General features: G+C 68.0%; 21 protein-coding genes. 11 read left to right on the top strand and 10 right to left on the bottom strand.

The window, feature by feature from the left end; genetic code table 11:
• Positions 1-495: 495 nt before the first annotated feature.
• The 7 genes from RE027_RS06945 to RE027_RS06915 form a co-directional block, all read right to left on the bottom strand.
• Positions 496-1,659: a DNA cytosine methyltransferase gene (locus RE027_RS06945; protein ID WP_368807525.1), complete on the bottom strand. Its 1,164-nt coding sequence runs from the start codon at positions 1,657-1,659 to the stop codon at positions 496-498.
• 173 nt (positions 1,660-1,832) lie between these two features.
• Positions 1,833-1,985, bottom strand: coding sequence for a hypothetical protein (locus RE027_RS06940; RefSeq protein ID WP_368807524.1), 153 nt, complete (start codon positions 1,983-1,985; stop codon positions 1,833-1,835).
• A gap of 310 nt (positions 1,986-2,295) precedes the next feature.
• The gene (locus RE027_RS06935; RefSeq protein ID WP_368807523.1) at positions 2,296-3,264 is read right to left on the bottom strand and encodes a NaeI family type II restriction endonuclease; all 969 of its coding nucleotides are present in this window, start codon (positions 3,262-3,264) and stop codon (positions 2,296-2,298) included.
• A gap of 876 nt (positions 3,265-4,140) precedes the next feature.
• Complete coding sequence (locus tag RE027_RS06930) at positions 4,141-7,038, bottom strand: Z1 domain-containing protein (RefSeq protein WP_368807522.1); 2,898 nt, start codon at positions 7,036-7,038, stop codon at positions 4,141-4,143.
• Positions 7,039-7,043: 5 nt separating this feature from the next.
• The gene (locus RE027_RS06925; RefSeq protein ID WP_368807521.1) at positions 7,044-7,955 is read right to left on the bottom strand and encodes a PD-(D/E)XK motif protein; all 912 of its coding nucleotides are present in this window, start codon (positions 7,953-7,955) and stop codon (positions 7,044-7,046) included.
• 74 nt (positions 7,956-8,029) lie between these two features.
• Positions 8,030-9,541: an ATP-binding protein gene (locus RE027_RS06920; RefSeq protein ID WP_368807520.1), complete on the bottom strand. Its 1,512-nt coding sequence runs from the start codon at positions 9,539-9,541 to the stop codon at positions 8,030-8,032.
• Between the two features lie 217 nt (positions 9,542-9,758).
• A complete protein-coding gene (locus RE027_RS06915) occupies positions 9,759-10,844 on the bottom strand; it encodes a DNA cytosine methyltransferase (protein ID WP_368807519.1) in 1,086 nt (361 codons plus the stop codon).
• Between the two features lie 453 nt (positions 10,845-11,297).
• On the opposite strand from RE027_RS06915, the gene RE027_RS06910 reads away from it, so the two are divergent.
• Genes RE027_RS06910 through RE027_RS06900 form a run of 3 tightly spaced genes read left to right on the top strand, consistent with a single transcriptional unit; the run spans position 11,298 to position 14,616 of the window.
• Positions 11,298-12,578 carry an MFS transporter gene (locus tag RE027_RS06910; protein ID WP_368807518.1) on the top strand — a complete coding sequence of 427 codons (1,281 nt, stop codon included), beginning with the start codon at positions 11,298-11,300 and terminating at the stop codon, positions 12,576-12,578.
• Between the two features lie 14 nt (positions 12,579-12,592).
• Positions 12,593-13,711, top strand: a complete 1,119-nt coding sequence (locus tag RE027_RS06905) for an NAD(P)-dependent alcohol dehydrogenase (protein WP_368807517.1) — start codon at positions 12,593-12,595, stop codon at positions 13,709-13,711.
• A 2-nt stretch (positions 13,712-13,713) separates the two neighbouring features.
• Complete coding sequence (locus RE027_RS06900; protein ID WP_368807516.1) at positions 13,714-14,616, top strand: helix-turn-helix domain-containing protein; 903 nt, start codon at positions 13,714-13,716, stop codon at positions 14,614-14,616.
• Between the two features lie 70 nt (positions 14,617-14,686).
• On the opposite strand, the gene RE027_RS06895 is transcribed toward RE027_RS06900, so the two are convergent.
• Positions 14,687-15,391: a sulfite exporter TauE/SafE family protein gene (locus RE027_RS06895; protein WP_368807679.1), complete on the bottom strand. Its 705-nt coding sequence runs from the start codon at positions 15,389-15,391 to the stop codon at positions 14,687-14,689.
• A 36-nt stretch (positions 15,392-15,427) separates the two neighbouring features.
• Here RE027_RS06895 and yczE point away from each other — a divergent pair, with 36 nt between their 5' ends.
• The gene (gene yczE, locus RE027_RS06890; protein ID WP_368807515.1) at positions 15,428-16,108 is read left to right on the top strand and encodes a membrane protein YczE; all 681 of its coding nucleotides are present in this window, start codon (positions 15,428-15,430) and stop codon (positions 16,106-16,108) included.
• 97 nt (positions 16,109-16,205) lie between these two features.
• On the top strand, positions 16,206-17,078 hold the full coding sequence (locus RE027_RS06885; RefSeq protein WP_368807514.1) for a PaaX family transcriptional regulator: 873 nt from the start codon (positions 16,206-16,208) through the stop codon (positions 17,076-17,078).
• A gap of 20 nt (positions 17,079-17,098) precedes the next feature.
• On the opposite strand, the gene RE027_RS06880 is transcribed toward RE027_RS06885, so the two are convergent.
• Entirely contained in the window at positions 17,099-17,500 is a 402-nt protein-coding gene (locus RE027_RS06880; RefSeq protein ID WP_368807513.1) for a RidA family protein, read from the bottom strand.
• Between the two features lie 155 nt (positions 17,501-17,655).
• Between RE027_RS06880 and RE027_RS06875 the strand changes: the two genes are divergently transcribed.
• From RE027_RS06875 to RE027_RS06850, 6 genes are all read left to right on the top strand, one after another.
• Positions 17,656-18,135 carry a cupin domain-containing protein gene (locus tag RE027_RS06875; protein ID WP_368807512.1) on the top strand — a complete coding sequence of 160 codons (480 nt, stop codon included), beginning with the start codon at positions 17,656-17,658 and terminating at the stop codon, positions 18,133-18,135.
• Entirely contained in the window at positions 18,132-19,019 is an 888-nt protein-coding gene (locus RE027_RS06870; RefSeq protein WP_368807511.1) for an acyl-CoA thioesterase, read from the top strand. The genes RE027_RS06875 and RE027_RS06870 overlap by 4 nt, the downstream gene beginning before the upstream one ends.
• Positions 19,020-19,074: 55 nt before the next feature.
• Positions 19,075-20,739 (top strand): AMP-binding protein, encoded by a 1,665-nt coding sequence (locus tag RE027_RS06865; RefSeq protein WP_368807510.1) that lies wholly within the window; start codon positions 19,075-19,077, stop codon positions 20,737-20,739.
• A 37-nt stretch (positions 20,740-20,776) separates the two neighbouring features.
• On the top strand, positions 20,777-23,161 hold the full coding sequence (locus tag RE027_RS06860; RefSeq protein WP_368807509.1) for a bifunctional salicylyl-CoA 5-hydroxylase/oxidoreductase: 2,385 nt from the start codon (positions 20,777-20,779) through the stop codon (positions 23,159-23,161).
• A gap of 90 nt (positions 23,162-23,251) precedes the next feature.
• Positions 23,252-23,710: an acyl-CoA thioesterase gene (locus tag RE027_RS06855; RefSeq protein WP_368807508.1), complete on the top strand. Its 459-nt coding sequence runs from the start codon at positions 23,252-23,254 to the stop codon at positions 23,708-23,710.
• Positions 23,707-24,546, top strand: coding sequence for a fumarylacetoacetate hydrolase family protein (locus RE027_RS06850; RefSeq protein ID WP_368807507.1), 840 nt, complete (start codon positions 23,707-23,709; stop codon positions 24,544-24,546). The genes RE027_RS06855 and RE027_RS06850 overlap by 4 nt, the downstream gene beginning before the upstream one ends.
• Before the next feature lie 58 nt (positions 24,547-24,604).
• On the opposite strand, the gene RE027_RS06845 is transcribed toward RE027_RS06850, so the two are convergent.
• Positions 24,605-24,887: thiamine pyrophosphate-dependent enzyme (locus RE027_RS06845; protein ID WP_368807506.1), on the bottom strand; the 283-nt coding region annotated here is incomplete at its 5' end.

The following is a 24,887-nucleotide window of genomic DNA, read 5'->3' as shown; positions in this document are numbered from 1 at the left end:
AAAAACGGTGTGGTCGTCGTGGCGCAGTCGGCGAACAAGAAGTGCTGCGTCGAGGGCGTTGACGTCCCCTCGATCCCGGTGGGGGGCGATGCAGTGTTGTCGAGACGCGACCACGTCACCGATTCCGTCTGCCAGCACTCCCGCTTGGGATTCATCCCGAGCGGGAGTGCCAGCTTTGTATGCGCCCGTCGCCGACCCGGGCAGATCCCGGATTCAGGTCCGGATGCGTTTGCGGTGCAGGTTCAGCTGGGCCCATGATTTCGCGCCAGTATCATCACCAATCGATGCTGCTGATCATCGCGCGTATCCGTCCCGACTAACACTCTTACGTCCTGTCGGCACGGGGGGGGGGGCTTCCTTGACTGTTGATCAGGGGAACAGGCGGCCTCCATGCATCAATCCACGACAGCCCAGTCAGCAGGACCCCGGCCCGCATCCCTCATTGCACCCGAGCGGTCACTACGTGTGCTCTGGGATCAATGGGGCCTGGGCCGGTCAGGACTGAGTCGCCACGAGTACCCAAAAAGGCTCACTTTCACCGGACGTGTGCGGTGCCTCCACTGATAGAGGGTCCAGGAACTTCGCACACAAAGGTGCACTCCTGCTGGTGTCCTCCCAAGCGCCTCGCACTGCTTCGTCGAGGGCCTCCGGGTCGAGTTCATGGCCGAGGGCTGCTGCCAGGACATGGGCGGCCAGTCGTGGGGGGATGGCATTTCCGATTTGTTGGGCGACGTCGTTGCCGGACCAGGGATAGTCAATGGGGAAGGTTTGAAGTTGACCGGCCTCGGAGAGGTCGAGCCGGTCGAGTTCGCGGCCGTCGTCCGACACCAGGCGATTGCGCGAGATCTTTCCGGTGACCGTGAAGGCGGGTTCGGCCGAGGTGCGACGGCCACGAGCCTTCGGGTCGCCACCGGTTCCGTAGTTGGAGATGACCACGAAGGAGCCGGCTCGTTTGAGCGTCCCGCCGATGGTCTCGCACGGTAACAGCGGTGATTGTACGGGTGAGCTCGTCGTCTTGTTGAAGCGGAGGTGGGTGGGTCGTGGGAGGCGGGGCGTGTGGTTCCGGTGAGCGATCAGGATGGCTCGTCGACGGGTTTGTGGAACCCCGAATTCCTCTGCGTGCAGGATCCCCGTAGCGGTCTTGTAGCCAATGCCTTCCAGCACCTTTGCCATGGCCTCCCATACGGGCAGTACAGCCGGTACCTGCTCCAATACGATGACCTCGTAGGGGTGCTCCCGTCGATGGGCTTCCAAGGCCCAGCGCAGCGGTTGCAGCACCAATCCGGTGCGCTCATCATCGAGGGCGGTCAAGTCCTCGGCGATATCGTCTCCGTCAGCCATGCGCTTGACGAAGGACAGGACCTGGTCCAACGCCTTGCGGCCGGCGCCCGTGCCAGCCACGGTGTAGGTCTGACAGGGAGGTCCGCCGGCGAGTATGGTCGCCATGGGGAATTCTCCAGGGGCGTGATCGCGAACATCGCCCTGCACGGTTCCTAATCCGGCGTAGCGCCTGGTGGCACAGGCGTTCTTGTCCCACTCGATCCCAACCACTGATATCCCCAGCCAATGTGCGGCTACGTCGAGTCCGCCGGGTCCGGCGAAGAGGTCCACCATATGGTAGGGCGGTGACACAGGTGGTTGCGGATGTTCATAGGCCATGGTGATCGATTCTATCGAGCTGTCGACCCATGTCGGACCAGCGCCCCTATGAATCAGGAGGGCAGTACGGACCGCGCTGTCGGTGCCACCGCAACCTATGGCCGGAACGAGTGGCGACCGGGTGTACTGCTTCGCCGTGCGACCGGCGAAGCCCTGATCGACAGGAGCATGGGTCAGCCGGTTGGCCCCACGGTCAGCGGAATGACGCCTCCAGCCTCTCTTTCGAGATCCAGGAAAATATAAAGAGTTGCCGTCTCATCGACGATCGTGGCGGTGTTCACCTCTTCCAAGATTTCCTGTATCCACTCGGGACAGGAGCTGATCATCGGTGTTCCCCTGCGTCGCCGGTCCTGCGCCGTCAATACCCCAGATCTAACTATTCCTGATTTGTGAAGGTCGATTTGTGAATCGATATCAAATAGAGTGTGAAATCGCCCACGGCGGGTTGCCTTCCAGTCCAGGATGGCTCATCGGTGGATACAAAGAGCCGTATTGCTCGCCTGTTCCGCAGAATTGCGCAGTCCGCCCTCATCGCTGCCAGCACAGGCGTGCTATGCAGTGCATCGGCCAGACTAAGGCAGTTTTCACCTGTGAAGCCCTCGATTGAGGGCCGGAGCGAGAAACTATCCAATGGTCTCAGAACAAGAATTCAGACGGAAAGGAGGTCTTGAATTTTTCCGGACTCAGCGAGATCCACGCATTATTGGAGATGTCGTAGCCTCTCTCGGCCGCGGTCTCGAGATCCTCGCGCCAGGCGCCGCACAGCACTATGAAGCCGTGACGATCTAGAACTTTTGGTTTGGCCTGACGGGCGCGTCGTATCGGGTCCTTTTTTCCTGAGCAGACAGTCTCGATCGAGCTGCGAGGGAAAACGATGTCGGGCAGAAATCCGAATAAGGAGGTCAGGCGTTCTGTCTGACCGACACGGGGAGCGAAGACGATGGCAAGCTGATCAGAAGTGAGTAGTTTGAGCGGCTCAGGAGGTAATGGGGTCCAGTCCAGCACGGTCAAGGAGTAGGTCCGTATAGCACCGGCCCCAATGGTGCGCTTCTTATCCTTGTTCGGTTTGTTGAGCCAAGCGCGGTGAGTGCGCATCAGCAGTGCCCGATGACGCATGTTCTTCGTGTCTACCTCGGACAGCAGGCAGACCTCGCACTGCCCCTCGGTGGGGATCATCCAATTATTGCGCACCGTCGCCTTGAGCTCGACAGGTACCCCGTCAATTACAGTGTCAAGCGGGCGCTCCTTAAGCAGGTCCAGCGCGTTGATGATCCGGTACTGCAAGTTTGTCCCGACCGCGGACCGCTCGTCGGAGTCGACCTCGTCGGAGTTGAGATCGAACCGCCCCGTCCTCGAGCCATCAAGGACGTACTTTACGGCGTCGTCCACAGCGACCGTCAGAAGGCTAGCCAGATCCTTGTTCTGCAGCCATCGGAAAACCCTTTGGAGTTCATCGTCCTCAACAGGGGGCAGAATCGCGTGCGGAGAGAACTCCTCGACAACTATGCCCTTACGCTCTCTGGGGTCACGCAAGCAACTGGACCCAGGGGCGGCCAGTACACGCTTAAAATTTTCCACACAAGCGAAAATACACTGTTGACGCATATGGGAGCCGCATAAGCTCCCTAGGGGCACTCCTCCACAAAGGTCAGCTGTTCCGCCTCGTCCCCGGACGAGCTGTTTCACTAGCAAGCTGATGTGATGCGCAGGAGAATCGCCGCCATATTATCGAGGCTCCGCTAAGGCAGTCACCGAATTCCAGATGACCAGGGGAGTGCCTCGTGACTCAAGGATGGTGCAACAGCTATTTCGCCGCAGTTGTCCATCCCAGATGACGACGACGGCCAGGGCGACCCCAACGCCGGTGGTGACCACACTGCGGTTGTAGTGCACCACCAGCCAGCGGTCGGGACGATATGCGTACGACAGCCCAGCCCATATAACTCACCGACGGTCACAGTCCCACGTCACTCCTAAGGGACGGCCATCATCATCCACGCCAATGCACGCGACACCGGCAGTATCCCGCCATTCGGGCTTGGAAGAGCACTATCAGCGTCCATTATGGGCCGGTCCTGACCCCGTCCTCGACCGACACCACCGTCAACGGCAGCACTTGCCCACCCCCAGTATTAACGTAGCGCCCATAATCCAGCTTACCGAGCCCACCTGCAGAAACCGCAATGATCCACATGTCCGCGTACCGTCCACTCGATGACTTGTGCAGAGAGGCACCCCCGGGCCGATGCCAGCGCAGAACCTTTTTACCGTCGGCGACGGAGTACTCCTCCGAGGTGCCCGCCACGCGCATAGACACCCCCCAGTGGATCTGACGGGACGACGGTAGGCTAGGCGCTTACCGTTGCTGTGAGAGGTGATTCGGCCACAGCATTGGGAGATGAACCCCGCCAACGCAGCAAGGGGACCACCACTGGGCGTGTGGAGCCCAAGGGTTATCAAAACCCCCGCACGACGGTCTCCTCACTTCGCAGTCAGTACCTGCAGCCTGTCGTCAGGCGCCTCCACGGACCAGTAGATCTTGTCGCTGGCCCGTCGCACGGATGCATTGGGCACGGCGACCGAAAGCAGGACGAACAAGTCGTCGCTGGTCGGCTCACCGGACTCCGCCGGGTCATAGGCCAGGTAGGCCATGACAACCCCGCGGCCCGCCAAAGGCAGCAGGTCGGCCAGGCCCTTCCCCTGCGCCAGGGGTAGCACCGCATTGGCGTGCTTCCGGTCGGAGCCCGGGAAGTCGCCGCGCCGCTCACGGCGCGAACGCTTGACGACCGGCACGGTACCGAGGCCCTCGATCATCATGTGCTCGACACCGTCAGGTTGGTGCCACGCGAGCGCCCATTCCTTGATCCGGCCATCGTCCGTGGCGGTGTGGAGGAATTTCAGGGTGGGATGGTAAGAGACGGCCCATTTTTCTTGCCAGATGTGCTTGTCGAGCAGTTGGAGGAGTGCTGGGGCGCTCATGGTGCCGAGGCGGAAGGGAAGGGCCGAGCCGCGGTGGCCCGGTATCTGGACTGACGTCGTGGTGTGTTGCAGGAGGGAGAGGCCGACATCGGTGAGGTTTTTGCGCAGGGCGGTGGGGGAGGTGGGGATGCCGTAGAGGTCTTTGAATCCTCCGATGGTCGCCTCGGAGGTGATCACGGCGTTGTACATCTTGTTGCGAGCGGTGGGTTTGAGCCAGGCGAGGCTCTGTTGAACTTTGGGTGGGATGTTGACCGGCAGCATCAGGGGCTTGTCGTTCTCGTCGAGTCCTTCGAATTTGCGCAGTTCGGCGCGGAAGTGTTCCTCGTCGATCAGGAGTGCTTCGAAGGCGCGGTAGAGCTCTTCGGGGATGTACAGGCGGACCAGGTCGCGGTAGCCCTGGCGGAAGCCAAACCAGCGCCCGGCTTGCATCAGGGTGTCGGCCTGGCCGGCCTTCCGTCGGTAGTAGGACACGGTGAGTCCCTCGACGGTGAACCCGCGGGAGAGCTGGGTGCCGCCGACGAGGATTTTCCATACCTTGTCGGCCTGGAAGTCCAGCGCCTTCTGGTTGGCCTGGATCTCCTTATCCGAGTTCACGACGAGGACGGGGTCGGTATCCTTCCTGATCTCTTGCAGGGCCTCCCCGATGTAGGATTCGAGCTCCTCGAAGGTTTCCGGGATCAGGTGGCCTTCCGGGCGAGCCCTCATGACGGGCTGGAAGTCGTTGACGAAGAGGCTCTTCAGACGCTCTCGTCCCACGCTGGTGCTGTGCGCGGCCTGTTTCCAGAGCGAGCGGACGGCCTCGGCGGCATCGGCGTGGTGGATCGTCCTGACCGATTCGTGCACCAGCATGGTGTGGTGCTTGAAGGAGAGCCCCTCGTTGGCCTCACGGTACTTCTTGACGGCACCGGACAGGACCCAGGCGTCGATGGCCTCCAGCAGTTCGCGGTTGCGTGTGGGCACGTCCTCCTCGGGGTCGCCCTCGAGGTAGCGGATGTGGGCTTCTTCGTTCGAGGTCTCCACGGTGGGCCGCTCGCCGTCCCAGCTGGTACCGACGTCGTGGAACTCCTGCACACCCATGTAGCCCGGTGGCCGACGTAGTGAGATCACGAAGTCGGTGGGGAACAGATCGATCTCGTCCCCGGGGTCAACGAACACGTTGGCGTACGGAGTCGCCGTGTACCCGACGTACTGGGCGCGCGGACACAGGGCGAGGATCTCCCGGATCTTCTCGTTGATCGCCGTGCGCTTACCGGCATTGGTGGTCGCCTTCAGGGACGTGCGGTTCGTGGTGTCCGGCGACGCGACGTCGGCCTCGTCGTCGATGATCAGCACCGGCAGTTCCTTGAGTCGGTCTTTCAGGGGTTTGAGATCCTGGATCAGCTGCTTGAGCCCGCTCTTCTCCTTCTTCACAATCGCGACATACGCCGCGGTCCCCTGCAGGTTCACCGGGGCGTTGAGCGGCTTCGACTTGTCGGCGCGTGAGAAGCGGAACTGCGAGATGCCTTCAGGCAGCCGGCGGTAGTCGCGGTGCAGCGTCGTAGCGCGCCGGATAGCAGGAACGTTGTACTGATCCAGGGCAGCACCGTGCGAGACAAACTTGCCCTGGTCCCAGTCCTCATCGGTCAGATAGTCCTGCTCTTTCTGCACATCGGGATCGTCCTCGTCCCCGCCGGCCAGAATGTTCTCGACGCCGATCAACTCCATGTCCATGCGGCGCTGTGTCTGGGCGCGTAGAATCTCGATCGTTCCGGTCAGAACAATGATGAGCCGGTATCCGGCATCGATCGCCTTTGCCGTCACTCCGGTGAAGTTGGCCGTCTTACCCGACTGCACATACCCAACGACAAGGCCCTTCGTGCGCTTGGCGTCAGCTCGGCACGGATCCGAGAGCCGCCGGACCACCTGGGTGGACGCCTCGTCGAGGGAAGCAATTGCCTCACCTCCCCACCCCTTCTGATCGCGCAGATAGTCGCGGTAGTGACTCCAGTAGACATTGGGGCGCTCGCTGCTGGCAGCGTCATACCATTTGGTGAAGTCGGTGGAGATGACGATGTCGGCCTCTTCGGCGACCGGCATGCGCTCGTCGAGAGCCGTCAGCGCAGAACCGGTCAGGCCCAGCTTCTCGTACACGGCACGGCGCCGCTGCTGCGTCTTTGGCGCACCGGTGAGGTCTGCGGACTCCGCTGCGTCCCACCCCGCCAGTGCGATGCGCATCTGCGCCAGCGCCGCGTCGTTCTCGGAGATGCCCCGAATCCATGAGGCAAAATCGTCCTGGCTGACGGGCGTGCCACCGTTGAAGCCTGTGAGCGCCGGCAGCAGCTCGAAGGGCCGGCCGCCAGCCATACCCGTCATGAGGTTACGCAGCGCAGGAGTCCACGTGGGCGCGGTATAGGTCTGCACGATGTTCAGTGCTCCTTGTCTTCGACGAATCCGGGCAGGGCCAGCAACGGGGTGTGGGGCAGGGGTGTCACGTCGACCTGATAGACGACACCGGAGATCAGATGGGGGTCGGGGACGACAGCAGAAACGCGTCGCGGTGTTAGGGCCGGGAACGAGTCGTCGACCAGATAGGCTCGAGGCCAGCTGCGCAGTGTCCAAGAGGTCGTGTACAGGTCCGCGTCCTCGTCACGCCATCCGGCCCCAGCCAGCCGTTCCTCCAGGTCGAACACGACCGCGGCGGCCGATGCGCGCAGTGAGGCGACAATCCCAGACAGAGTCTGTCCGTCGTGATGATTAGTGCGCGTCAACTGCACAGACACGAGGTGCAGGGGCAGACCGTCGACCGACGGGACCAGCTGCCCCAACCCATGGATGACATGGCGGCGGGCCTCGCCGATCGTGGTCTTCACCTCGAGGTAGGTGCCCGGGAGCGTGAAGTCGTGCTCCTCACCGAGCGGTCCCTGCCACGAGGAAACTGCCTCCACGGCCCCGTATACCCGGATCGCATGGTCCAGCAGCAGAAGTTCTCCGAATAGACCGACCTCCGCTTCGATGGGAAGCGCACCACGGGTGGAGAGCACGTCCTGGTGACGTTCCAGAGCAACAGCCAGGGAGTGTGCGAGAGTGCGTCCATGGAGCTGGATTTCGTCGATGACTGTGGTCAACAACCCGTACACACCATGCAGGCCTCCTTCGGGCACGGTGACGGTCAGCTCTCCCACATCGTCCTCGTCGCTGACCACCGATTGGTAGTCGATGTGCGTGAAACGGGACGTGTCGGGCTCGGGACGGGTGTACGGAGTGGTGAGCGTGAGGCGATCCGTCACCGGATCCAGGCCGAGCCGGACCCAGGGGGAGCCGGAGACCGGAACCACCATGGGCGCACCGGTGGACCACAACAGGTTGAGGGTGTCCGGTGTAAGGTGCCGAGCGTCAGAAGGCCACCCCGCCGTCATGGCTGCTTGTCCCCACGCATCCTGGCCTCCTCCATCACGGCCGCGCCGAGCACGGCCTTCCACAGCTCTATCTGATCCCTGTCACGAGCGCCCAGGACCTGACCCTCGTAGATCTCATGCGTCAACAGGTACAGGAGGGCCTTGACCACGGGAGCGTCGTTCAGGCTGCCTCGCTCGGGCGTGAACAGAGAACGGTATCGGGCGTTGAGGTACAGGACCCGCTCCGGGAAGTCGACATCGACGAACTCGTCTTCCGGCAGGTTCTTCCACCGCAGGTGCATCTCGTCCCCCTGAATCAGAGGCAGCTCAGACTCGAAGGCCTTGCGCACTCCCGGAGCGAAACCCTTGCCCGGGGTGATCGCAGGCTTCCGGCGTGCCACCCGACGCTTGTTCGCCATCGTGTAGGCCTGCTCGGCGTCGGCGAGGAACTCCTCGAAGCCCGTCCCGTCCTCGGAGACGGCGCGCGAGACCGCCTCGTGGAAGGCGTGCTGGAAGCGAACCCCCTGCTTCTCCGAGTTCATCGTGACGAACCCTTGGATCGCCTCAGGGTCGTCCAGGACCACACGGGCCAGCTGCCGTTCCCGGGACGGGACGGCGGTGTCCGCCCACGACCCCGCGTGAAGAAGCCGGTCGTTGCGGTAGATGAAGAACCCCTGCAGCTTCTCACCGTTGCGGTCCCCGATACGGAAACCGGTGATGTCCTTCTTCGCCGGCCACACGTGGGCGGTCATCGAGATCTTTTGCTCACCGACGGCGGCCACGAGAGTCTTCGGGTACCCCGGATGACCCGACACGGCGTAGCCGAACGGGTCGATTGCCGATACCGGAACGGCCAGCGCGCCACCGCCGGCGTCAATCTCGTCCACGGAGATGTCGATCCGCAGACGCCCCGAGGCGATGAGGCGGTGGAAGACGACACCGAGGTGGACCCGGACCTTGTTCTCCTGGTCATCGAGCCACTCCACGGCCGCCGCCGGGCTGGCGCCACGGTAACCGTGCCGAATACCGGTCCAGACGACGCTCGTACCCGAGGTCCTTCCCGTGTGCACGCTGCGGGCCTCGGCAGCAGCAGCGGCCCTGTTGGTGGACAGTAGCTCGCAGGAGAAGTCGCGGGAGAAGTCCGCACGCACGATACGACGTCCGACCGGCTCCGTGCCGTCGCGCTGAGACCACACCGTCAGGGTATCGGCGTGCGCGAACGAGGCGGCCTTCAAGCCCATGCCGAAGTGCCCGAGGTCCGAGGTCACGTAGTCTCGTCGATGTCCAATCGTCATGGCCTGGGTCGCGGCTTCCTGGTCCATGCCGGTCCCGTCATCCAGGACCTCCACACGGGCCAGATGAGAGCCTCGTGTCAGCAGCCGCACGACGACGCGACCGGCACCGGCGTCGATCGCGTTGTCGACCAGGTCCGCGAGCGCGGATTCGAGAGTGTGGTGAGCTCCGAGACTTTTGACCAAACCGGCATCGGGGGCGAGCTGGATGGTTTCAACGACGTCGGCGTCGGCCACGGGCGTCTTCCTGCTTTCTGTGCTCACGTGTCGCGGGGACGGCCTGTGAATAAGGCGAGGGAGCAGGCCATGAAGGTGTATCAAGGTGAACCGACACAATTCACTGCCGGTCAGGTCCCTACTTCGGCATCATAGAACGTATATTTCTCCCCTTTCGCCGATGCGCGCAGGGCCTGCGGGGCCACCACTTTGGGCTCGGTTGGGTCCCCCCGTGCTCTCACCGCATTGATACCGTGTCCACGGTTGCTACGAGCAGACGTTTCCCACCACCGGTCTGCTCCCATCTGTTCCGTACCGCTCTGTCGAGGGCTGCGGGGTCGAGCTCACGGCCGAGGGCGGCTGCCAGGACGTGGGCGCCCAATCGTGGGGGGATGGCGTTGCCGATCTGCTGGGCAATGTCGCTGCCGGACCACGGATAGTTTGCGGGGAATGTCTGTAGTTGACCGGCCTCGGCCTCTTTCAGCCGCGCGAGCTCTAGGCCGTCGTGGGTTACCAGGCGGTTACGCGATATTTTGCCGGTGACCGTGGCGGCCGGTTCCTCGGAGGTGCGTCGTCCACGAGCCTTCGGGTTCCCGCCTGTGCCGTAGTTGGAGACGACGACGAACGGCTCTGGTCGTTCCAGTGTGCTGCCGAGGGTCTCGTAGGGCCGCAGCACGGCCTCCCAGGGCAGCAGCGGTGGATGCTCCTCCTCACGCCCCTGTCCCTTGCGGAATCGGCGGTGCGTCGGTCGCGGCAGGCGGGGTATGTGGTCGCGGCGGGCGATCAGAACGGCTCGTCGTCTGGTTTGCGGGACGCCAAACTCCTCCGCGTGCAGGATGCCGCATGCGGTCTTGTACCCGGTGCTGTGCAGGGCCTGTGCCATGGCCTTCCAGACTGGCAGCACGGCTGGTACCTGTTCCAGCACGATGGTCTCGTAGGGGCGTCCCTGTGCGTATGCTTCCAAGGCCCAGCGGAGGGGTTGCAGCACCAGTCCGGTACGTTCGTCGTCCAGGTGCGCCAGCTCAGCGCTGACGTCCTCTCCGGCGGCCATGCGTCTGATGAAGGCCAGGACCTGCTCCAACGCCCGGCGTCCGGCGCCCGTTCCGGCCACGGTGTAAGTCTGGCAGGGAGGTCCGCCGGCGAGGATGGTCGCATTGGGGAACTCGGCGGGACCGTGTTGGCTGACGTCTCCCTGCACCGTTTTCAGGCCGGCGGCGTGCCGGGTGGCGCAGGCATTCTCGTCCCACTCGATGCCGACCACTGAGATGCCCAACCAGTGGGCGGCGACGTCAAGTCCACCGGGGCCTGCGAAGAGATCGACCATCTTGACAGGCGGTGACATGGGCAGCTTCGGCTGTACAGGGGTCATAAGCCCGAACTTTATCGGGATGTCGGCCGCGGTAGAGGAACCTCCACTCAAGCCGTGATCACCAGTGCTCACTCACATTGCCGGGCTCCGGACGGACTCCCCCATAGGCCTTGCTGACTTGGTGAGACCCATGCGTCCTACTGCGAGTAGCGCGCCAATCAGCCAGTAACCCCTGCTAGAGCGCTGCCTCATCCCCTCCGATTACGCCCGGCAGGGAGTTCGCGGTGTGAGCTTCTCCACCGATGATGTACCCACCTCAGCAGCGCGCAAAAGTACCAATCCGCGCAGGATTAATCGGCTAGTGGCCCGCGTCACACCTCCGTAGCGTTGAGGACATCGCGCACCGGCTGCCCGCTCTTCTGCTCGCCAGGTGCCTCCCACTTGGTGTCCACGAAGGAGTACTTCCGCATGTTCGGCATGCCCCGCCGCCTGCTTTTCGGCTATCTTGCCCTCGCCGTCTTCATGACCGGTGATGGTTTTGAGCTCACGTTTTTGTCCCGCTTCCTCGTCGAGAACGGCTTCACGCCCACCCAGGCCGGCCTCGTCTTCACCGTCTACGGCCTGGTGGTCGCCGTCTCCGCCTGGACCACCGGCGTGCTCGCCGAGGTCATCGGCGCCAAGCGCCTGATGGTCCTCGGTGGCGTCCTCTGGATGGTCCTGCACGTCCTGTTCCTCACCGTGGGGCTGCAGAGCGTGGTCGGCACGATCCTCATCTACGCCCTGCGCGGGGTCGCCTACCCGCTGTTCATGTACTCCTTCGTGGTGCTCATCGCGCAGTCGGTGCACCCCAGCCGCCTGGCCTCGGCCATGGGCTGGTTCTGGGCGTCCTTCTCGCTGGGCATCGGCGTGATGGGCGCCTACGTGCCCAGCCTGCTGGTCCCGGTCATCGGCGAGTACGCCACCCTGTGGGCGTCCCTGCCCTTCGTCGCGGCCGGCACCCTGATGTGCGCCTTCCTGGTCCCCGGCGCCCCGCCCGAGACGGACCTCTCCCAGAAGCTGCACGGCGCGGAGCGCACCCGCGAACTGCTGCGTGGGGTGACCATCCTGGTGGAGAACCGGCAGATCGCCCTCTCCGTGGTCATCCGCGTCCTGTGCAACCTCACGCTCTACGCCTTCCCCATGATGATGCCGCTGTACCTGACCACCGGCGAGATCGGTGGCGCGGCCTGGTTCTCCCTGCCCGAGTGGATGATGCTCTGGGCGATCATGAACACCATCACCATCGGCGCCAACATCGTCTGGGGCCGGCTCGGTGACCGCTACGGCTGGATGCGCCAGATGCGCTGGTTCGGCTTCGGTGGCATGGCCCTCGCGGTCCTCGCCTTCGCCTACGTCCCGGTGTGGTTCGGTCCCAGCTTCCCGGCGATGGTCGGGGCCGCCGTGCTCTTCGCCCTGTCCGTCACCGCGTTCGTCCCGATGGGCGCGATCTTCCCGGCTCTGGCCCCCGAGCACCGCGGCGCGGCGATCTCCGCCCACAACCTCGCCTCCGGGCTGACCACGTTCCTCGGCCCCGGCATCGCCACCCTGCTGCTGCCGGTGATCGGCCCGATCGGGGTGTGCTGGGTCTTCGTCGGCCTGATGCTCCTCGGCACCGTCACCACCTTCTTCATCCACCCGCCCCAGCCCGGCATCACTACCGCGGACGGCCGGATGCTCCCGCGCCGCGACCGCCTCGCCGTCGCCGCCTGAAAGGACCTGACACCATGAACCCCACGACGCTCACCGCCAGCACGAACTCCAAGACCACCACCGCGAAGACCCCGAACACCCAGGAGAGCACCATGGACGCCGTCGTCCTCGAACGCCAGCACGAGATCCAGGTCCGGCCCGTCCCAGGGCTGCGTCCGGTGGGTCCCGGCGAGGTGCGCATCGGCGTGCACACCGTGGGCATCTGCGGCAGTGACGTCCACTACTTCACGCACGGGCGGATCGGGCCCTACGTCGTCGAGCACCCCATGGTCCTCGGCCACGAGGCCTCCGGCACGGTGCTGGAGGTGGGGGAGGGCGTGGACCACCTGGCGGTGGGGGACCGGGTCTGCATGGAGCCGGGCATCCCCGACCCGCGCTCGCGGGCCGCGCGCCTGGGCATGTACAACGTGGACCCGGACGTGCAGTTCTGGGCCACGCCCCCGGTGGACGGCTGCCTGCAGCCCGAGATCGTCCACCCCGCCGACTTCATCTACAGGCTGCCGGAACAGCTCTCCCTGGAGGAGGGCGCCCTGATCGAGCCCTTCGCCGTGGCGGTGCACGCGGTGACCAAGGCCGGCCTGGCGCCGGGCGACGTCGTCGTGGTGCTGGGCGCCGGCACCATCGGGGTGCTCACCGCCATCGCGGCCGCCGCGAGCGGGGCGTCCCGGGTGTACATCTCGGACGTGGCCCCGGAGAAGTTCGCCAAGATCGAGGCCTATCCGACGATTCACCCGGTGGACGTGTCCCGGCAGGACCTCGGCGAGGTGGTGCGGGGGGCCACCGACGGCTGGGGCGCGGACGTGGTCTTCGAGGCCAGCGGCAGCCCGCACGTGTTCGGCGGCCTGTGGGAGCTCCCCGCGCCCGGCGGGACCGTGGTCCTGGTCGGCATCCCCGTGGACCCGGTGCCCCTGGACGTCGCCGCGGCCCAGGCCCGGGAGCTGCGGATCGAGACCGTGTTCCGCTACGCGAACTCCTACCAGCGGGCCATCGAGCTCGCGGCGTCGCCGGCCGTGGACCTGGCGGCCCTGATCAGCGCGACCTATCCGTTCACCGACGCCGTGGCCGCGTTCGAGCGCGGCGCCGAGGGCCGCCCCACCGACACGAAGATCCAGATCCGCGTGGCGGGGGACTGACCGTGGAGGCCACCGCACGGAGCGCGACGACGGAGGACGCCACCTCCCCGGTCCGGGAGCTGGTGATCCCGGACCCGTCGAGCTCCGTGCGGTGGCACCAGCACGACTGGCCCCACCCCCTGGCCCGCTGGCACTACCACCCCGAGGTGGAGGTGCACCTGATCCGGGAGTCCTCCGGGACGGTCATGGCCGGCGACTACGCGGGGCCGTTCGGACCGGGGCACCTGAGCGTCATGGGCTCGTTCCTGCCGCACAACTGGATCTCCCACCGCGACGACGACGAGGTGGTCCGGAACCGGGACGCCGTGCTCCAGTTCGACCAGGAGCGGTTCTTCGCCGCCGCCGGGACGCTGCCCGAGCTCGAGGCCCTGCGGCCCCTGCTGGAGGCCGCGGCCCGGGGCATCGAGTTCACCGGCCGCACCGCCGTCCAGGGTGCGGCGGCGATGGAGGCGGTGAATGGGACGTTCGGTCTCCGCCGGCTGGCCGCCGTGGCGGAGCTGCTGGGCCTCCTCGCCGAGTCCCCGGAGGCGGAGCGCCGCTACCTGGACAGCCACGGCGGCTCCTACCGCCTGGGCGCCGAGGAGGCCGAGGTCTTCAACCGGGCGCTGAACCACATCACCGAGCACCTGGCCGACCGGATGCTCGTGCCGGAGGTGGCTGAGGCGGTGGGCCTGAGCCGGGACGCGTTCTCCCGGCTGTTCGCCAGGGCCACGGGGGTGGGCTTCAACCGCACGGTGACCCGGATGCGGCTCACCGAGGCCTGCCGGCTGCTGCGCGGCACCGACCTGCCGGTCTCGGACATCTGCTACCGCGTGGGCTTCACCAATCTCTCCAACTTCAACCGGCACTTCCGGGCCACCACGGGCACCACGCCGTCCCGCTACCGGCGGCTCGACCAGCTTTGAGCTCGGTCCGTCGTCGTCCCACCGTCCGCTTCTCGGCGCCGTGAGCCGGAAGCCTCTCCGTCTAAGGTTCTCAGAGCGCCTGCGCCAGGACGAGCAGGGCGCCCAGCGTGGAGGCGCCGAGGCCCACCCGCCGGACGATGCGCCTGTTGATCCGCGTGTTGACCGCTCCGGACGCCGCGAAGCCGACGACCATGGCCGGCAGCAGAACGGCGGCGAAGTGCACGGTCCGGCTGTCGAGCGACCCCACCACGGTCAGCGCCGTGAGGGACAGCAGCGTGCCGAACAGGAAGAACGCGCTCATGGTGCCGCGCATCCGGGCGCGCGAGGACCCGTGCCACACGAGAGCCATGGGCGGACCGCCGATGGACGTGGCCGTTCCCAGGAGGCCGGAGGCCGCCCCGGCGGCGGCGACGGTCGCGGGCCGTGGCCGCGGCTGCCAGCCGCACACGCTGAGCAGCACGGCGAGCAGCACGGTGCCCGCCAGGACGAGGGCCAGCGTCCGGGCGGGCAGGGCGGCCACCAGCAGGGCCCCCGCCACCGTGCCGGGGACCTGCCCCGCCACGGCCCAGCTCGCGTCCTTGACGTCCACGGCGGCGCGGTCCCGCAGCACGCCGAGCACGGTGAGCCCGAGGGCCACCAGGATGAGGGAACCGGGCAGCAGGGTGGGATCGAACAGGGCGATCACGGGTGCGGCGAGCAGGCCCAGGCCGAAGCCGATGGCGCCCTGGAGGCAGGACGCCACGCTCACCACGAGCGCGACGACGGCGATCTCCATGCCGGTCACGAGGCACCTTCCGGTCGCGAGAGAGGGATGGGTGCATTGTTCCACCTCGCCGGTGCGAAGATGATCCCCATGAACTGGAGTCCGCGTGCCCTGGCCCGCTCGATCGACCGGCCGGAGTCGCGCAGGCTGCCCCGGCGGCTCGTGCAGCTGTACGCCGGCCTGGTGCTCTACGGCATCACCCTGGGCATGCTCGTCCGGTCGGAGCTCGGGGTCACCCCGTGGGACGTGCTGCACCAGGGACTGGCCCGGCAGCTGGGGGTGAGCATCGGCACGGTCGTCGTCGCCCTCAGTTTGGTGCTGCTGCTCCTGTGGATCCCGCTGCGCGAGCGGCCCGGGATCGGCACCATCAGCAACGCGGTGGTGGTCGGGATCGTGCTCGACGCCACCCTGCTGGTGCTGCCTCCGGTCGAGGCGATGCCGCTGCGGGTGCTGCTCGTCCTCGCCGGGGTGCTCCTCAACGCCGTGGCGACCGCCGCCTACATCGGTGTGCACCTGGGGCCCGGTCCGCGCGACGGGCTGATGACCGGCCTGGTGCGGCGCACCGGAGGATCCGTGCGTCTCGTGCGCACCTCGATCGAGGCGACCGTGGTGCTTCTTGGGTGGCTGCTCGGGGGCACCGTGGGCCTGGGCACGGTGCTCTATGCACTGGCCATCGGGCCGCTGGTCCAGGTCCTGCTGCCCCGGCTGAGCGTCCGGCTGCACCGCTGACGTCGCCGCCCGGGCCCAAGGGCGGGCGGGTCAGGCCCCGGCGGCTGCCCGGAAGCCCGTCCGCCGCTCGTCGTGCCCGCCGCTAGGGTTGTTCTTCATGAGCATCGAGGACAGCGGCAACGGCGTCCGCGGCCGTGCCGAGGTCGGACCGCTGAACCACCAGCAGCTGATCATCACCCTGTTCGGCTTCTACGGCCGCGCCAACGGCGGGGCGCTGCCGGTGTCCGGGCTCATCCGGCTGATGGCCGACCTCGGTGTGGACGCCCCCGCCGTGCGCTCCTCCATCTCCCGGCTGAAGAAGCGCGGTGTCCTGCACAGTGTGAAGGTCTCCGGGCTCAGCGGCTACGCCGTCTCGCCCGGCCTGGAGGAGACCTTCCGCGAGGGCGACGAGCGCATCTTCAGCGCCCGGCGCGCGGTGCTGACCGACCAGTGGATCCTCGCGGTCTTCACCGTCCCCGAGAAGCAGCGCCACCTGCGGCACCGGATCCGCAGCGGACTCATCCGCATGGGCTTCGGCGCGGTGTCTCCCGGGGTGTGGATCGCCCCCGAGCACCTGCGGGACGCCGCCCACGCCCACATGGAGCGTCACGACCTCTCCCCGTACATCGACTGGTTCCGCGGCGACTACCTCGGGGCGCGTGCGATGCGCGACGCCGTCCGGCAGTGGTGGGACCTCGAGGCGCTCGAGGCGCAGTACGCGGACTTCGTGGCGCGTCACACGCCCGTGCGCGACCGGTGGGTCGAGGGCCCCGGCACGGCGGGCGACGGCGAGCGCGCCGCCTTCGCCGCCTACATCCCGATGGTCACCGAGTGGCGGCGCCTGCCCTACCTCGACCCCGGGCTGCCGCTGGAGATGCTGCCCGAGGGGTGGCGGGGCCTGGTGGCCGAGCAGCTGTTCGGTGAGCTGCACGGCCTGCTCGCGGCGCCCGCCGACGCCCACGCGCGCCGCGTCCTCGCCGGCGACGAGTAGCGGACGGTGCCGGGCGGGGCCTACGCCTCGTCCTGGATCACCGCGACGCCCTGGATCTCGATCAGGGCCTCCTCCTGCCAGAGCCGGCTGACGCCGATCCCCGCCATCGCGGGGTAGTCGCGCCCGGCCATCTCGCGCCACAGCCGGCCGATCTCCTTGCCGTGGGCCATGTAGTCGTCCACGTCGGTGAGGTAGATCGTCACGCTCACGAGGTCCTGGGGCTTGCCGCCGGCCTCCTCGAGCGAGGTGAGCACGTTGCGGAAGGCCTGGACGAACTGCTCGACGATCCCGCCCTCCACGATGCGCATGTCCTGGTCGAGGGCGGTCTGCCCGCCCAGGTAGACGGTGTCGCCGGCGCGCACGGCGTGCGCGTAGCCGGAGGGCTGGGGGAGGGCCGCGGGGTTGACGGTCATGTTCCGCATGGTGGTGGCTCCGTTCTGTCGGGGCGTCGGTGGTCGGACGGGCGGTGCTGCGGTGCGGGAGGAGAACCTCTGGCCCAGCCCCTGTGACCCGTGTTACATTCACTCTACGTGACGGTCGTCATAAAGGCGACATACACAACGAGGGAGGACATCCGATGAGCACGGTCAGCGAGTACCGCACCGAGGGCGACAACAGTGTCTACGCCGGGCCCGACGGGCGCGTCGTCCCCGTCGTGACCCGGGCGGGCCAGGAGGACACCGACACCGCCCAGTCCGGCGACTGCGTGCGCGTGTCCGGCGTGAGCATCCAGCACACCCCGGCCACCAGGATCTGGTTCGGCCAGGTCTCCAACACCCCGGGCTACCGCTCCCTGCCGCACCACCACGGCGAGGCCGAGACCGGCGGCTACGTCCTCAGCGGCCACGGCCGGATCTACTTCGGCGAGGACTACCGGGACCACATCGACATGACCGCCGGCGACTGGGTCTTCGTCCCGCCGTTCATGCCGCACGTCGAGGCGAACATGTCCGTCACCGAGGACCTCGTGTGGCTCACCGCCCGCACGCCCGAGAACCTCGTGGTCAACCTCGAGGACGTCGCCGACGAGTCCCTCGCGGACTACCGCCGCGCATGAGCGCCGCCGGCAGCGCCACCCGGGCGCCGGACTCCACGCGCCTCCTCGCCGCCCTGCGCCTGGAGCCCGTCGAGGCGCAGGCCTACGACGAGGCCTGGGCCGCCGGGACCCAGTGGGTCCCCTGGACCAAGGCCTTCGGCGGGGACATGGTCGCCCAGGCGGCCGCCGCGATGATGCGCTCCGTGGGCGGGGACCGCGTGCTGCACTCGATGCACAGCTACTTCCTGCGGCCCGTCGACATCGGCGCGACCGTCCGGTACGAGGTCGAGCGGGTGCGCGACGGCCGCGGCTACTCGACCCGGCACGTGCGCGCCTTCCAGAACGGCAGGGCCGTCTACGACGCCACCGGCTCCTTCCACGTTCCCGAGGACGGGCCCGACGACGCCCCGGCGATGCCGCAGGTGCCCGCGCCGGAGGACCTGCCGTCCTCGGCGGAGATCCTCGCCGGCGTGGACGGATCGGCGGCCGGGTACTGGGCGCACGGGCGGTCCTTCGACATGCGCCACGTCGACGGGCCCCTCTACCTCGACGCGGCCCCGGGCGCCGAGCCCCGGCAGGCCGTGTGGGTGAAGGCCTTCGACCGGCTGCCCGACGACTCCGACCTGCACCGGGCCGCACTCGCCTACGTGTGCGACTACACGATCCTGGAGCCCTTGCTGCGCTCGCAGGGCCAGGCGTGGGGCGACGCCGGTCTCCGCACCGCCAGCCTCGACCACTCGATGTGGTTCCACCGCGAGGGCCGCGCCGACGAGTGGGTGCTCTACGTGCAGGAAGCCTGCTCCCTCCAGCGCCACCGCGGCCTGGCCCGGGGCCAGTTCTTCGACCGGGCCGGCCGCCTGCTGGCCACCGTGGCCCAGGAGGGCATGATCCGCCCCGGCGCCTGACCCGGCACCCGTTCCGCCCGCACTCCGTGATGCACCCGTCGATGAAGAGGACGTCATGCACCTGTCTCCCTCCGCGCACCAGGACACCTTCGCGCGGGACAACCTGCCCCCGGCCGAGCAGTGGCCGGTCCTGGAGTTCACCCTCCCCGAGCTGCAGTACCCGGACCGGCTCAACGCCGCCTCCGCGCTGATCGACGGGGCCGTGGAGGCCTTCGGCCCCGACCGCCCCGCCCTGCACACGCCCGACGGCGAGACCTGGAGCTACGGCGAGCTGCAGCGCCGCGCCGACCAGGTGGCGCAGGTGCTGACGGAGGACCTCGGCGTCGTCCCCGGCAACCGCGTGATGCTGCGCGCGCCCAACAACCCCTGGCTGGTCGCGTCCTGGCTGGGCGTGCTCAAGGCCGGCGCCGTGGTGGTCACCACCATGCCGATCCTGCGCGCCGAGGAGGTCCGGCACCTCGTCGAGCGCACCCGGTCCACGGTCCTGCTCTCCGACGCCCGGTTCCTCGCGGATCTCGCGCCGGCCGTGGGCCGCGACGTCCGGCTGGTGCCGGTGGGCGGGGACAGCGCCGACGACCTCGTGCAGCGCTGCGCCGCCAAGCCCGGCGAGTTCGAGGCCGTGCCGACCGCGGCCGACGACGTCGCCCTCCTGGGCCCCACCTCGGGCACCACGGGCGTCCCCAAGATCACGATGCACTTCCACCGGGACGTGCTCGCCAACGCGGACACCTTCGCCCGGCACGTCCTCAGGCCCCGGGCCGACGACGTGTTCGCCGGCTCCCCGCCGCTGGCGTTCACCTTCGGCCTGGGCGGACTGGTGGTCTTCCCGCTGCGCTTCGGCGCCTCCAGCCTGCTGACCGAGCGCAACACCCCGCTCGAGCTCGCCCAGCTGGTCCACGACCACGGCGTGACCGTCCTGTTCACCGCCCCCACCGCCTACCGGGCCGTCCTCAAGGAGAACCGGGAGGACCTGCTGCGCGGCCTGCGGGTGGCGGTCTCCGCGGGGGAGCACCTGCCCGCGCAGACGTGGCGGGAGGTCAGGGAGCGGACCGGGCTGGAGCTGGTCAACGGCATCGGCGCCACCGAGCTGCTGCATGTGTTCATCTCCGCGGCCGGAGAGGACATCCGGCCCGAGGCCACGGGCCGGCCGGTCCCGGGCTACCGGGCCACGATCCTCGACGACGAGGGCCACGAGCTGGGCCCCGGCCGGATGGGCCGGCTGGCCGTGATCGGCCCGACCGGCTGCCGCTACCTCAACGACGAGCGGCAGCTCAACTACGTCGTCGACGGCTGGAACGTCACCGGGGACACCTTCCTGCAGGACGAGGACGGCTACTTCCTCTACCAGGCCCGCACCGACGGGATGATCGTCTCCGCCGGTTACAACATCGGCGGGCCCGAGGTCGAGAACGCCGTCAACCTCCACCCCGACGTCGTCGAGTCCGCGGTCGTCGGCCGTCCGGACCCCCAGCGCGGCAGCGTGGTCTGCGCCTTCGTGGTGCTGCGCCGGGGCGTGACCGCGGACGACGCCAAGCGGCGTGAGCTGCAGGACTTCGTCAAGGCGACCATCGCGCCCTACAAGTACCCGCGGGACGTCCGCTTCGTGGACGAGCTGCCCCGCAACCCCAGTGGCAAGCTCCAGCACTTCCGGCTCCGGCAGCGGATCGAGCAGGAGGCCGAGCAGCAGCTCGCCCACCCCGCCGGGACCCTCGCGTCCTGAGCCCCCAGAATTCCCGTCCTGAGAGAGGAACCCCGAATTGAAGATCGCGATCGTGGGCGGAGGCCCGGGCGGGCTGTACTTCGCCGCCCTCATGAAGCAGCTGGACCCCGCCCACCAGGTGACCGTGTGGGAGCGCAACGCCGCCGAGGACACCTTCGGCTTCGGCGTGGTGTTCAGCGACGAGACGCTCGGCGGGATCGAGAACGCCGACACCGTCGTCGCCGCGGCCATGGCCGAGCGGTTCGCCCGGTGGACCGACATCGACATCCACTACAAGGGGGAGCAGACCACCGTGGGCGGTCAGGGCTTCGCCGCGATGGGCCGCAAGGAACTGCTGCAGCTCCTCCAGCAGCGCTGCCAGGCGCTCGAGGTGGACCTCCGCTTCCGCACCCCGGCCCCCGACGTCGAGGAGCTCAGCGCGCAGTACGACCTCGTGCTGGCCGCCGACGGGCTGAACTCGGGGATCCGCAACCGGTTCCCCGAGGTCTTCGGACCCACCCTGGACCCGCGGACGTCGAAGTACATGTGGCTGGGCACCGATCTGGTCTTCGAGGCGTTCAAGTTCTTCGTCAAGGAGACGGAGTGGGGCGTCATGCAGATCCACGGCTACCCCTACTCCGACGAGGGCTCCACCTTCATCGTGGAGATGCACGAGGACGTGTGGCGGGCCGCCGGCTTCGACGCCGGCGAGTCGACGGTGTTCCCGCCGGGGGTGAGCGACGAGGAGTCCGTGGCCCGGCTGCGCGAGATCTTCGCCGAGGAGCTCCAGGGCCACGAGGTGCTCACCAACAACTCCAAGTGGATCAACTTCACCACCGTGCGCAACGAGAACTGGCGCCACGGCAACGTGGTCCTGCTCGGCGACGCCGCCCACACCGCCCACTTCTCGATCGGCTCCGGCACCAAGCTCGCCATGGAGGACGCCCTGGCACTGGCCGCGTGCCTGCACGAGCACGCCGAGGTCGCCGACGCCCTCGAGGCCTACGAGGCCGAGCGGCGCCCCGTCGTGGAGTCCACCCAGCGCGCCGCGCAGGCCTCCCTGGAGTGGTTCGAGACCATCGGTCAGTACACGGACCAGGAGCGGGTGCAGTTCTGCTTCAACCTGCTCACCCGCTCCCGCCGGATCACCTACGAGAACCTCAAGCTGCGGGACCCGGACTTCGCCGCCGAGGCGGACCGCGCGTTCGCCCGGGCGCAGGGCCTCGAGCAGGTGGCCCCCGCCATGTTCCAGCCGTACCGGATCGGGGACCTGCAGCTGAAGAACCGCGTGGTCGTCTCCCCGATGGACATGTACTCGGCGGCCGGCGGGGTGCCCGGCGACTTCCACCTGGTCCACCTCGGGGGCAAGGCCATGGGCGGGGCCGGTCTCGTGCTGACCGAGATGGTGTGCGTGTCCGAGGCCGGGCGCATCACCCCGGGCTGCAGCGGTCTGTGGACCGACGAGCAGCGGGACAGCTGGGGCCGGATCGTCGACTACGTCCACGAGCGCTCCACCGCCGCCATCGGCGCGCAGATCGGCCACTCCGGGCGCAAGGGCTCCACCCGGCTCATGTGGGAGGGCATCGACCAGCCCCTGCCCGAGGACAACTGGGAGACCGTGGGTCCCTCGGCCGTGCCCTACGGCGAGGGCAGCGCGGTGCCGCGCGAGATGGACCGGGCCGTCATGGACGAGGTGAAGCAGCAGTTCGTCGACGCCGCCCGGCGCGCCGCCGAGGCCGGCTTCGACCTCCTCGAGGTCCACGCCGCCCACGGCTACCTGCTCTCCTCGTTCCTCTCGCCCGTCGCCAACCACCGCACCGACGAGTACGGGGGTTCCCGGGAGAACCGGCTGCGCTACCCCCTGGAGGTCTTCGACGCCGTGCGCGCCGTGTGGCCGGCCGGGAAGCCGCTGCTCGTGCGCCTGTCGGCCGTCGACTGGCTGCCGGACGGCAACACGGTCGAGGACGCCGCGGAGATCGCCCGGGCGTTCGTCGCCCACGGCGCCGACGGCATCGACGTCTCCAGCGGTCAGATCGCCAAGGACGAGAAGCCCCGGTTCGGCCGCAGCTACCAGACCCCCTTCGCCGACGTCATCCGGCACCGGGTGGCCAAGGAGACGGGCGCGGCCGTCATCGCGGTCGGCGCCATCTCCACCTACGACGACGTCAACTCGATCCTGCTCGCCGGCCGCGCGGATCTCTGCGCGCTCGGGCGGACCCACCTGTACGACCCGCAGTGGACCCTGCACGCCGCCGCGGAGCAGGACTACCGGGGCGCCGGGGCCGAGTGGCCGCAGCAGTTCCGGGCCGGCCGGCGCAAGCCGCCGTCAGCGCGCACGGACGCGGTCCGGCCCCGGCTGTCGCTGGTGCGGGACCCGATCGCCGAGGAGCTGCCCACCCACGTCCGCTGGACCCCCCAGCGGGCGGGCCAGCCCGTCGGCTGAGCCGGCCCGCTCCCCACGCGTGGAGCGGGCCGGGACCCCCGGCCCGTTCCACGTGATCTCCCCAGCCCATCTCGTACTTACGGAGGCCCCGTGCACACCCCGGTCCTCATGGCGACCACGTCCCGGCGCATCGAGTGGGTCGACACCGACGCCGCCGGGCACCAGCACAACTCGGCGATCATGCGCTGCGCCGAGGCATGCGAGGCGCAGCTGTTCCGAGAACTCGCCCTCCCGGACTACTTCGGCCGGTCCCCGCGGGTGCGCCACGAGGTGAACTTCCGGGCCAAGCTGTACTTCGGCCAGGAGGTCACCACCGAGCTGCGCCTGGAGCGGCTGGGGGAGAGGTCCATGACCTTCTCCTTCCAGATGTGGGGCGAGGCCTTCGAGGGCCGGCCCCGGCGGCTGTCCGCCGACGGGCGGTTCGTCACCGTGTGCGTGCCACCGGGCAGCGAGCAGTCGGCGCCCTGGCCCGAGCACATCCGAGAGCGCGTGCGCAACCGTGCGCTCGGCGTCCGGAACACCCCCGACCAGGAACAGAGGAACAGATGAAGCTTGCAACCCTGCGCACCGGCACCACCACCACGGCCGCCCGCCTGGACGGGAACACCTTCACCGAGATCGACGGCTACGCCGACCTCGGCGCCCTCCTGGCCGACGAGAACTGGCAGCAGATCGCCGCGGACGCCTCGGGGCCCCAGCACCCGGCGGCCTCGGCGGAGCTGGAGACCGTCGTCGTCGACCCGTCCAAGATCCTGTGCGTGGGACTGAACTACAGGTCCCACATCCAGGAGATGGGGCGTGAGCTGCCGGGCTACCCCACGGTCTTCGCGAAGTTCACCGACACCCTCACCGGCCCCCACGACGCGATCGAGGCCGTGGCCGAGGACACGCAGCTGGACTGGGAGGGCGAGCTCGTCGTCGTCGTCGGCAAGCGCGCCCACAAGGTGGACGAGGAGGACGCGGGCCGGTACATCGCCGGCTACTCCGTGGCCAACGACATCTCGATGCGCGAGTGGCAGTTCCGCACCAAGGAGTGGCTGCAGGGCAAGATCTGGGCGAGGTCCACCCCGGTGGGCCCCGTCATGGTCACCGCCGACGAGTTCGACCCGGGCGCCGCCACCCTGCGCACCCGCGTCAACGGCGAGACCATGCAGGAGCACTCGACCGGGGACCTGCTGTTCAGCCCCGAGCACCTCGTCTCCTACTTCTCCACGATCCTGCCGTTGCACCCCGGGGACATCATCCTCACGGGCACCCCGGGCGGGGTGGGGCGCGCCCGCAACCCGCAGGTGTTCCTGACCTCCGGCGACGTGGTCGAGGTCGAGATCGACGGGATCGGCGCGCTGACCAACGCCATGGTCGACCCGGTGCCCGCGCGCGCCTGAGAACCGGCACGGACGGCGGGAGAGGCCCGGCCCCGGGCCTCTCCCGCCGTCGTTCTCCTCAGTGCCCGGCGAAGGCCTCCGCCAGCCACCACGCCCCGCCGTCGGAGACGATGCGGGCGTCGATCACCAGCGGACGGTCACGGGGTCCGTCGACCCACGCGGAGACCGCGGCGAGGTCCTCGCGGGTCCGGACGACCACGCCCGCGGCGCCGTGGCCGCGCGCGATCGAGGCGATGTCCGTCACCGGGAAGCGGACGATCCGCAGATCCTCGTCGTCGGCGTCGAAGTGGTGTACCTCAGCGCCGTAGGCGGAGTCGTTGTAGACGACGACCACCAGGGGG

Source organism: Kocuria sabuli, assembly GCF_040981185.1.
Classification (GTDB): domain Bacteria; phylum Actinomycetota; class Actinomycetes; order Actinomycetales; family Micrococcaceae; genus Kocuria; species Kocuria sabuli.
The sequence above is the reverse complement of the archived record's forward strand: the minus strand, read 5'-3'. Positions and strand labels throughout refer to the sequence as shown.